The following is a 9844-nucleotide window of genomic DNA, read 5'->3' on the forward strand; positions in this document are numbered from 1 at the left end:
CCGCAAGGCCGCAAGCCGAAGCGGCGGACCAGCCTGTCCCGCGCGCCTGCCAGCGGCAGGTAGGCGGCGGCGCGTCCGGCCTCGCCCATGGGCATGGCTTCGATCAAGCGCAGAATAAAACCGTGCTCGAAGCAAAATGCCGCCATGGACTCGATCTCGCCGTCGTTGACGCCTTGCAGCGCCACCATGTTCAGCTTGATCGGTTCCAGCCCCGCCGCCTTGGCCGCCATCAGTCCGGCCAGCGTCGCGTCCAGGCTGTCGCGCCCGCACAGCTCGCTGACGCATTCGCGCTTCAGCGAATCCAGGCTGACATTGACCCGGCTCAGGCCGGCGGCCTTCAACGCCGACGCATGCCGAGCCAGCCGGGTGGCGTTGGTGGACAGCGACAGGTCGCGCACGCCAGGCGTGTTGGCCAGCTCGCCCACCAGATCGACGATGCCGGCGCGCAGCAGCGGCTCGCCGCCGGTCAGCCGCACCCGGCCCACCCCCATGGCGGCGAACAGGCCCACCAGACGGCGGATTTCGGCGAAGCTCAGCCAGTCGGCGCGCTCGACATAGGATTTGTCGCCCGCCGGCCGGCAATAACGGCAGCGCAGGTCGCAGCGGTCGGTCACCGACAGGCGCAGGTAGGCGATGCGCCTGCCGTGGCTGTCGATCAACGGCTCCGGCGCCATCGCCCTACTCCGCCAGCGCGGCCTTGCGCAGGTCCGCCTTCAGCCGCGCGTAGACGCCGCGCGCGTGGTTTTCCGCCCAGGCCTGGTCGGCGATGGACTCCAGCCGCACCGTGCAATACTTCAGCTCCGGCGTCTTGGAGATCGGGTCCAGGTGGTCCACCGTCAGCTCGTTGCAGGCGCCTATCCACCACTGGTAGGTCATGTAGACCGCGCCAGCGTTGACGCGCGGATTGTGGTTGGCGCGGGTGATCACCTTGCCGCGGCGCGAGGCCACCCACACCAGCGACTGGTCGGCGATGCCGTATTTCACAGCGTCATCCGGGTGGATCTGCACAAAGCCCGGCTCGTCGGCCAAGGTCTGCAAGGCCGCGCAGTTGCCGGTCATGGAACGGCAGGAGTAGTGGCCCACCTCGCGCACCGTGCACAGGCCCAGCGGATAGTCGGCGTCCACTTTTTCCAGCGGCGGCCGCCATTCGGCGGCGAACAGCCTGGCCTTGCCGCTGGGGGTGTCGAACCGGCGGCCCTCGTACAGCCACGGCGTGCCGGGGTGGTCTTCGCTGGGGCACGGCCATTGCACATAGCCGAGGCCAGCCATCTTGTCGTAGCTGGCGCCGGCGTACAGATGGCACAGGCCGCGCAGTTCGTCCCAAATCTGTTGCGCGTTGTCGTAATGCATGGGGTAGCCCATGGCCGTGGCGATCAGGCTGTAGATTTCCCAATCGTCCTTGACGTCGGCCGGCGCTTCAATGGCTTTGTAGCAACGCTGGAAACCGCGGTCGGCGCTGGAGAACACGTTTTCGTGCTCGCCCCAGGAGGTGGCGGGCAGGATCACGTCGGCGGCCATCGCCGTCTTGGTCATGAAGATATCCTGCACGATGATCAGCTCCAGCTTTTCGAAGGCGCGGCGCATCATGCCGAGGTCGGGCTCGGTCTGCAGCGGGTCTTCGCCGAAGATGTAATAAGCCTTCAGCGTGCCGGCCTCGACGCGGTGCGCCACCTCGGTGATGCCGCAACCCTTTTCCGCCGGCAGGCTGTCCACGCCCCAGGCCTGGGCGAAACGCGCGCGCGCCTCGGCGTCGCCGACGTCGTAATAACCCGGCAGGGTGTTAGGCAGCGCGCCCATATCGCAAGCGCCCTGGACGTTGTTCTGGCCGCGCACCGGGCCGACGCCGACATTGGGCCGACCCAGGTTGCCGGTCAGGGTGGCGAGGCTGGACAGGCCCTTGACCACGTCCACCGCCTGCCCCCACTGGGTGACGCCCATGCCCCACAAAATGGTGGCGCTGGGCGCGGCGGCGTACAGGCGGATGGCCTGGCGGATCAGCTCGGGCGGCAGCCCGGTGATTTCAGCCGCGTATTCCGGCGTGTACTTGGCGACGGCGGCCTTGTATTCTTCGAAGCCCTCGGCGTGCTCGGCGATGAAGTCCAGCTTGTACAGGCCTTCGCTGATCAGCACATTGGCGAAGGCGTTGACCAGCGCCATATTGGAGCCGTTGTTCAGCTGCAGATGCAGGTCCGCCACGCGCGCGGTTTCGATATAGCGCGGATCGCAGACGATGATCTTGGCGCCCTTTTGCTTGGCCTTGAGAATGCGGCGGGCAACGATGGGGTGGGAATCGGCCGCGTTGTAGCCAAACACCAGAATGCAGGCGGTATCCTCGATCTCGCAGATCGAGTTGCTCATCGCGCCATTGCCCAGCGTAGCCATCAGGCCGGCCACCGACGGCCCGTGGCAGACGCGGGCGCAGCAGTCGATATTATTGGTGCCTATCACCGCGCGGGCGAACTTCTGCGCGATGTAGTTGGACTCGTTGCCGGTGCCGCGCGAGGAGCCGGTGAGCATGATGGCGTCCGGGCCGTGCTCGCGCTTGATCTCGCTAAGCCGGCCAGCCACGAAGGCCACCGCCTCGTCCCAGCTGACGCGCTCGAACTCGCCGCCGCGCCGGCGGCGTATCATAGGATGGCGCAAGCGCGGCGTCAGCAGCTTGGTGTCGTTGAGGAAGTCCCAGCCGTAATAGCCCTTCAGGCACAGCTCGCCCTGGTTGGTCACGCCGTCCGCGCCTTCCGCGCCGACGATCTTGCCGTTTTCCACCAAGAGATTGAGCTTGCAGCCCGAACCGCAGTACGGGCAAACCGAAATCACCTTCTCCATTTTTCCTGTCCTTTTCCCGGATGGCTATGTGTCACAGCGGCAGCGTGGGCATGTCCAGCGCGGCCTGCTGCCGGCGTTTTTTCATGGCGGCCTCCAGCGCCTGCGGCTCCACCAGGCGCAAGGCCTGGGTGGGACAGGTGGCGATGCAAGCCGGCCCGCCGGCCTTGCCCGCGCACAAGTCGCACTTCAGCGCCTTGGCCTTGAGCTGGCGCGTGGAAAAGCCGCCCGGCGCCGGCGGCTGCCTCACGGTCACCACCTGCATCGCGCCGTAGGGGCAGGCCACCATGCAGGTCTTGCAGCCCACGCAGCGCTCCTGCAGCACCTGCACGCTGTCGCCGGCGTAGACGATGGCGGCGTTGGGACAGGCGTTCAAACAGGGCGCGTCGTCGCACTGCCGGCACAGCACCGGCGTGCTGATGCGCGCGCTCTTGATCACCGTCAGCCGGGGATGGAAGGTGTCCGGCGACAATGGCTCGCCAGGGCTCAGCGGATGGGCCAGCGCGCACGCCACTTCACAGGTGCGGCAGCCTATGCAGTTTTGGGGTTCAGCGATGATGAACCGATTCATTTCAGCCTCCTCAAGCGGCGGCAGCCGCCCGAACGTCGATTGCAAGCTTTGCGAAAACTCGCGTTCAGACCTTGCATAAGCCATGCCAGCCGCCCGGCGAGACGCAAGATGCTGTTTCCAAACAAAAACCCATCCTGAACCGGGTATCGATGGCCAGACCGTCGCCGGTCGCCGTCGTCAAAAATGACGACGGCTCGACACCGCCGCCCTGCAATCGGCGGAGCGCAGCGCCGTCAAGACGAGGCGGGCCGTCAAGGAGAAAAAACCGTGCATGAACTGACACTTGCGGAAAACGTGATCGCCATCGCCGAGGCCGCCGCGCGCCGCGCCGGCGCCCGCCGCGTCACCCGCGTCCGCCTGGCACTGGGTTTGCTAGCCCATGTGGAGACGGACACCCTGCTCTACTGCTGCCGGCTGGCGGCGCGCGACACGCTGGCGGCCGACGCCGAATTCCAGGCCGAGCGCCGCCCGGCCCAGGCCCATTGCGGCGACTGCGGCCGCCAGGCGGAACTGGCCGCCCTGCCGGCCCGCTGCCCCGGCTGCGGCGGCGAAAACCTCGATCTCAGGGGTGGCGAAGAGATGAAAGTAGTGGATATTGGAATCAGCTAGGAGGAAAGCATCATGTGCACAAGCTGCGGCTGCGGCCACGGACAAGTCAGCATCAACGGCAAGCGCGGCCATGGCCATGGCGCGCCCAAAAGCGGCTATCGCTTAGCCGGCCAGACCCATGGCCCGCTGGACGCCGTGCACGCGCCGGACACCCCGGCCGAGCGCATCGTCGCCATAGAACAGGACATCCTGTCCGACAACAACGCTCGCGCCGCGCGCAACCGCCGTCTGCTGGCGAAGCGCGGCATCTTCGCGCTTAACCTGGTGTCCAGCCCCGGCTCCGGCAAAACCAGCCTGCTGGCGGACACTATACGCCGCTGGGCCGGCCGCAAGCCGGTGGCGGTGGTGGAAGGCGACCAGCAAACCGCCAACGACGCCGAGCGCATCCGCGCCGCCGGCGCGCCTGCGGTGCAAATCAACACCGGCAAGGGCTGCCACCTGGACGCCCGCATGGTGGCCCAGGCGCTGGAGCGGCTGGAGCGAGACCAGGCCATGCCGGACGGCGGCCTGCTATTGATCGAGAATGTGGGCAATCTGGTCTGCCCCGCCGCCTTCGACTTGGGCGAGGCGCACAAGGTGGCCATCCTGTCCGTGACCGAGGGCGAGGACAAGCCGCTCAAATACCCGGACATGTTCCGCGCGGCGGACCTGTTGATCATCAGCAAAATAGACCTTCTGCCCTATCTGGATTTCGACATCGACGCCGCCATCGCCATGGCGCGCCAGGTACGCCCCGGCCTGTCGGTGATCCGGCTGTCGGTCAAAACCGGCGAGGGCTGCGCCGAATGGCTGGACTGGCTGGCTAGCGGCTGCGGCAAGGGAGGCTGACCATGGCGCGCGAACAACTGACGGTCAGAGGCATCGTGCAGGGCGTGGGCTTTCGCCCCTTCGTGTTCCGGCTGGCGCGCGAACAGGCGCTGTCGGGTTGGATACGCAACGACGGCGAAGGCGTCACCATGGAGCTGCAAGGCGGCCACGCCGAGCTGGACGGTTTCGCCGAACGGCTGCTGGCCGAACGGCCGCCGCTGGCGCGCATAGACCAAGTGCTGCGCCAGCCCCTGGCGGAACAGGCCGGCGCACAAGGCTTCGCCATACTGGAAAGCGCGGCCGGCGGCGGCCATGCCGCCATCGGCGCCGACAGCTGCGTCTGCGATGCCTGCCTGGCCGAGCTGTTCAACCCGGCAAACCGGCGCTACCGCTATCCCTTCATCAACTGCACCGATTGCGGCCCGCGCTACACCCTGGTCGAACGCCTGCCTTACGACCGCGCGCAAACCAGCATGGCGGCCTTCGCGCAATGCCCGTCCTGCCTGGCCGAATACCGCGACCCTCTGCACCGCCGCTTCCATGCCGAACCCAACGCCTGCCCGCATTGCGGCCCCGGACTCGCGCTATACGACGTCAACGGCCCGGTGGCCGGCGACGCTGTAGCGGAAACCGTGAAACGGCTGCAACGCGGCGAGATCGTCGCCATCAAGGGTCTGGGCGGCTTCCACCTGGCCTGCGACGCGCGCGACGCGTCCGCCGTGGCCAGGCTGCGCCAACGCAAGGCCCGCGAGGAAAAGCCGCTGGCCATCATGGCCGCCAACCCCGCCTCGCTGGCCGGTTTGGCCGGGCTCTCCGAGCGGTCCGAGCGACTGTTGCGCTCGCCGCAACGCCCCATCGTGCTGCTGCCCAAAACCGACGTCTGCGACGCGGAACTGGCCGGCGCGGCGCCGGACGTGGCCTGGCTGGGCGCCATGCTGCCCTACACGCCGCTGCACTACCTGCTGTTCCACGAGGCCGCCGGCCGGCCGGCGGGCATGGACTGGCTGGCGGAAGCGCAGCCGCTGCTGTTGGTGATGACCAGCGCCAATCCGCATGGCGAGCCGCTGATCACCCGCAACGAGGATGCCCGCGCCCTGCTGCCCGAGCTGGCCGACGCCGTCCTGGAGCACAACCGGGACATCGTCACCCGCTGCGACGACAGCGTGCTGCGCGTCGGCTGCCACGGCCACGCGCAGTTCCTGCGCCGCGGCCGCGGCTACACGCCCTGCGCCATCGGCCTGTCGCGCGGCGGGCCCTCCGTGCTGGCGCTGGGCGCCCATTTGAAGAACACGCTGTGCCTGACCCGCGGCAACGAGGCCTTCCTGTCCCAGCACATCGGCGACCTGGACCGCGTGGCCAACTGCCGGGCGCTGGAAGCGGCGGCAGAACACCTGCAGACGCTGCTGGCCACCCGCCCTGCCTTCATCGCGCATGATTTGCATCCCGATTACTACAGCAGCCGCCTGGGGCGCGAACTGGCCGAACGCCTGCGCCTGCCGGCCCTGGCCGTGCAGCACCACCACGCCCATATCGCCGCCATCCTGGCGGAACAGCAATGCGACGACGCGGTGCTGGGCCTGGCGCTGGACGGCGTGGGCCTGGGCGACGACGGCGGCGCCTGGGGCGGAGAGCTGCTGCTGGTGGACGGCGCGCACTTTCAGCGCCTGGGCCATCTGGCCACGCTGGCCCTGCCCGGCGGCGACCGCGCCGCGCGCGAACCGTGGCGCATGGCCGCCGCCGCGCTGCACAGCTGGGGCGACGACGCGGTCATCGCCAGCCGCTTTCCCGGAGAGCCCGCCGCGCGGCAACTGGCGAACTGGCTGAACCAGGGCAAGGCGCAAACCCGCACCAGCAGCCTGGGGCGGCTGTTCGACGCCGCCGCCGCGCTGCTGGGCATAGCCGAACGCGCCAGCTTCGAGGCCCAGGCCGCGATGCGGCTGGAAGGCCTGGCCGAACGCCGAGGCCTGCCGGCCAAGCCGCCCCGGCTGCACAGCATAGACGCCTCCAACACGCTGGATCTGTCGCCGCTATTGCGCCGGCTGGCCGAGGGCATGGCGCCGGCCGACGGCGCGGCGCTGTTCCATGCCTGCCTGATCGAGGCGCTGGCGGACTGGGCCGCCCAGGCGGCGCGCCGCCACGGCCTGCGCCGCGTGGCCTGCGGCGGCGGCTGCCTGCAAAACGCCATCCTGGCGCGCGGCCTGCACGCCGCGCTGGGCCGACGCGGCCTGTCCATGCTGCAGGCTCGGCTGGCCCCGGCCGGCGACGGCGGCCTGGCGCTGGGCCAGGCCTGGGTGGCGCAAAGACATTTCAATCCCTGAGGAAAACACCATGTGCCTGGCCATTCCCGCGCGCGTCACCGAAATCCTGGAACCCGGCCAGGCCAAAGTGGAGCTGGGCGGCGTTCACAAGCTCGTCTCCACCGTACTGGTGGACGACGTGAGCCTAGGCGACTACCTGATCGTCCACGTCGGCTTCGCCATCGGCAAGCTGGACCCGGACGAGGCCGAGCGCACGCTGGCGCTGCTGGCCGAAATGGGCGCCGCGCCGGACAACCCGTCCGCCTACCGCTAGGAAAACCCGATGAAATACATAGAAGCGTTCCGCGATGGCGAACTGGCGCGGCGTCTGGCCGCCGCCATCCATGCCGAGGCCGAACCCTCGCGGCAGTACCGCCTGATGGAATTCTGCGGCGGCCACACCCACGCCATCGCCCGCTATGGCCTGCCGGACCTGCTGCCGGCCAATATCAGGCTGATCCACGGCCCCGGCTGCCCGGTATGCGTGCTGCCCACCGGCCGCATAGACAGCGCCATCGCGCTGGCCCGCGAGCCTGGGCTGATCCTGTGCACCTATGCCGACACCCTGCGCGTCCCGGCCAGCGATGGTGTCTCCCTGCTCAAGACCCGCGCCGCCGGCGCCGACGTGCGCATGGTCTATAGCTGCGACGACGCTCTGGCCGTCGCCCAGGCGAACCCGGACCGACAAGTGGTGTTCTTCGCCATCGGCTTCGAAACCACCACCCCGCCCACCGCCGCCGTCATCCTGCGCGCGCAAAAGCTCGGCTTGGCCAATTTCAGCGTCTTCTGCAACCACGTGCTCACCCCGGCCGCCATGGTTCACATCATGGAATCGCAAGGCGACGCGGACGCCGTGGCGCTGGACGGCTTCATCGGCCCGGCACACGTCAGCACGGTGATAGGCTATGGCGCGTATGAAGGCTTCGCCGCCCAGTATTGCCGCCCGGTGGTGATTTCCGGCTTCGAGCCGCTGGACGTGATGCAGTCCATCCTGCTGCTGGTGCGCCAGCTCAATGAAGGCCGCGCCGAGGTGGAAAACCAGTTCAGCCGCGTGGTCAGCCGCGAGGGCAACCTCAAGGCGCAAGCGATGTGCGAGCAGGTGTTCGAGCTCCGCGACGAATACGACTGGCGCGGCCTGGGCACCGTGCCCTTGAGCGCCCTCTGCATCCGGCCCGACTACGCCGCCTTCGACGCCGAGCGCCGCTTCGCCCTGCCCTACCGCCAGGTGCCGGACCACAAAGCCTGCGAGTGCGCCGCCATCCTGCGCGGACAAAAGCAGCCGGCCGACTGCCGCGCCTTTGGCGCCGCCTGCACGCCGGAACGGCCGCTGGGCGCTTGCATGGTGTCGTCGGAAGGCGCTTGCGCCGCTCATTTCACCTACGGCCGCTTCCGCTCGGCCGATCACCAGGGAGACACGGCATGAACCGCATAGACTTTGCCCACGGCCGGGTAGACCTCAGCCACGGCAGCGGCGGCCGCGCCATGGCCAATCTGATCGAGCAACTCTTCGTCGCCGAATTCGACAACGGCTATCTGGGCGCGCAGCATGACGGCGCCGCCCTGCCCATGCCGCCAGCCGGCAGCCGGCTGATCCTGGCCACCGACAGCCATGTCGTCTCGCCGCTGTTCTTTCCCGGCGGCGACATCGGCAGTCTGGCGATGCACGGCACCGTCAACGACGTGGCGATGTGCGGCGGCGTACCGCTATACCTGGCCGCCGGCTTCATCCTGGAAGAAGGCTTCCCGCTCGCGGACCTACGCCGCATCGTCCGCTCCATGGCCGCGGCCGCCCGCCAAGCCGGCGTGGCCATCGTCACCGGCGACACCAAAGTCGTGCAGCAAGGCAAGGGCGACGGCGTGTTCATCTCCACCACCGGCGTCGGCTACGCGCCGGCCGGCGTCGACATCTCGCCGCGCCGCATCCGCCCCGGCGACAAGATCCTGCTGTCCGGCCACCTGGGCGACCACGGCGTGGCCATCATGTCCTTGCGCGAAAACCTGGGCTTTGAAACCGCGCTGCAATCCGACAGCGCGGCCCTGCACACCCTGGTGGCGGACATGCTGCGCGCCGCGCCGGACCTGCGCTGCCTGCGCGACCCGACCCGCGGCGGCCTGGCGGCCGTGCTCAATGAATTCGCCCAGCAAGCCGGCTGCGGCATGCGGATCCGCGAGTCCGCGCTGCCGATACGGCAGGAGGTGGCCGCCGCCTGCGAGCTGCTGGGCCTGGACCCGCTCTACGTGGCCAACGAAGGCAAGCTGGTGGCCATCTGCGCCCCGGAAGACGCAGACGCACTGCTGGCCACCATGCGCGCCCACCCGCAAGGACGAGACGCCGCCGTCATCGGCGAAGCCATCGCCGACGCCAACCAGTTTGTGCAGATGGAAACCGCCTTTGGCGGCAGGCGGATGGTGGACTGGATCAACGGCGAACAGCTGCCGAGGATTTGCTGACTTCAGCCCCACCTAGCCCGCCAACGGTGCAATGTATGGAGTTACTACAACGTCAATTAAGAAAGCGCTATCAGGACGGAGTTGACCACTCGCCAGATCGAAACGCCGTCGTCTACGGCATCGCGGCAAACAGGGCCGGCAGGCTTTTTGGCTTGCCCGCCCTGTTTTCAGCTAGTCTCAGGCCTGCTAACAGGCCGTTGAAAAACCAACATCCACCCATTTGGTATAATCAAGCATCCAACGAACCACGGAAGCATCCAATGAGAGGCGTCCGCAACGACACGCA

9 protein-coding genes are annotated in these 9844 nt (G+C 68.2%); 6 read left to right on the forward strand and 3 right to left on the reverse strand.

All coding sequences use genetic code 11. The annotated features are described in order from the left end of the window. From C2I19_RS14125 to C2I19_RS14135, 3 genes are all read right to left on the reverse strand, one after another. On the reverse strand, nucleotides 1-674 hold a 674-nt coding region (locus C2I19_RS14125), incomplete at its 3' end, for a GTP 3',8-cyclase MoaA (RefSeq protein WP_103903340.1). Between the two features lie 4 nt (nucleotides 675-678). Beyond that, entirely contained in the window at nucleotides 679-2826 is a 2148-nt protein-coding gene (fdhF, locus tag C2I19_RS14130) for a formate dehydrogenase subunit alpha (RefSeq protein ID WP_103903341.1), read from the reverse strand. 31 nt (nucleotides 2827-2857) lie between these two features. After that, nucleotides 2858-3394, reverse strand: a complete 537-nt coding sequence (locus tag C2I19_RS14135; RefSeq protein WP_103903342.1) for a 4Fe-4S dicluster domain-containing protein — start codon at nucleotides 3392-3394, stop codon at nucleotides 2858-2860. 267 nt (nucleotides 3395-3661) lie between these two features. Between C2I19_RS14135 and C2I19_RS14140 the strand changes: the two genes are divergently transcribed. Genes C2I19_RS14140 through hypE form a run of 6 tightly spaced genes read left to right on the forward strand, consistent with a single transcriptional unit; the run spans nucleotide 3662 to nucleotide 9558 of the window. Continuing rightward, the gene (locus tag C2I19_RS14140) at nucleotides 3662-4003 is read left to right on the forward strand and encodes a hydrogenase maturation nickel metallochaperone HypA/HybF (RefSeq protein WP_158253713.1); all 342 of its coding nucleotides are present in this window, start codon (nucleotides 3662-3664) and stop codon (nucleotides 4001-4003) included. Between the two features lie 12 nt (nucleotides 4004-4015). Then, nucleotides 4016-4831 carry a hydrogenase nickel incorporation protein HypB gene (hypB, locus tag C2I19_RS14145; protein WP_103903344.1) on the forward strand — a complete coding sequence of 272 codons (816 nt, stop codon included), beginning with the start codon at nucleotides 4016-4018 and terminating at the stop codon, nucleotides 4829-4831. 2 nt (nucleotides 4832-4833) lie between these two features. Beyond that, a complete protein-coding gene (gene hypF, locus C2I19_RS14150) occupies nucleotides 4834-7128 on the forward strand; it encodes a carbamoyltransferase HypF (RefSeq protein WP_103903345.1) in 2295 nt (764 codons plus the stop codon). A 10-nt stretch (nucleotides 7129-7138) separates the two neighbouring features. Further along, nucleotides 7139-7381: a HypC/HybG/HupF family hydrogenase formation chaperone gene (locus C2I19_RS14155; RefSeq protein ID WP_103903346.1), complete on the forward strand. Its 243-nt coding sequence runs from the start codon at nucleotides 7139-7141 to the stop codon at nucleotides 7379-7381. A 9-nt stretch (nucleotides 7382-7390) separates the two neighbouring features. Next, nucleotides 7391-8530, forward strand: coding sequence for a hydrogenase formation protein HypD (hypD, locus tag C2I19_RS14160; RefSeq protein ID WP_103903347.1), 1140 nt, complete (start codon nucleotides 7391-7393; stop codon nucleotides 8528-8530). Next, nucleotides 8527-9558 (forward strand): hydrogenase expression/formation protein HypE, encoded by a 1032-nt coding sequence (gene hypE, locus C2I19_RS14165; protein ID WP_103903348.1) that lies wholly within the window; start codon nucleotides 8527-8529, stop codon nucleotides 9556-9558. Before hypD ends, hypE begins: the two co-directional genes overlap by 4 nt. The last annotated feature ends 286 nt before the right edge of the window (nucleotides 9559-9844 follow it).

The organism is Chromobacterium alticapitis, from assembly GCF_002924365.1.
GTDB classification, from domain to species: Bacteria; Pseudomonadota; Gammaproteobacteria; order Burkholderiales; family Chromobacteriaceae; genus Chromobacterium; species Chromobacterium alticapitis.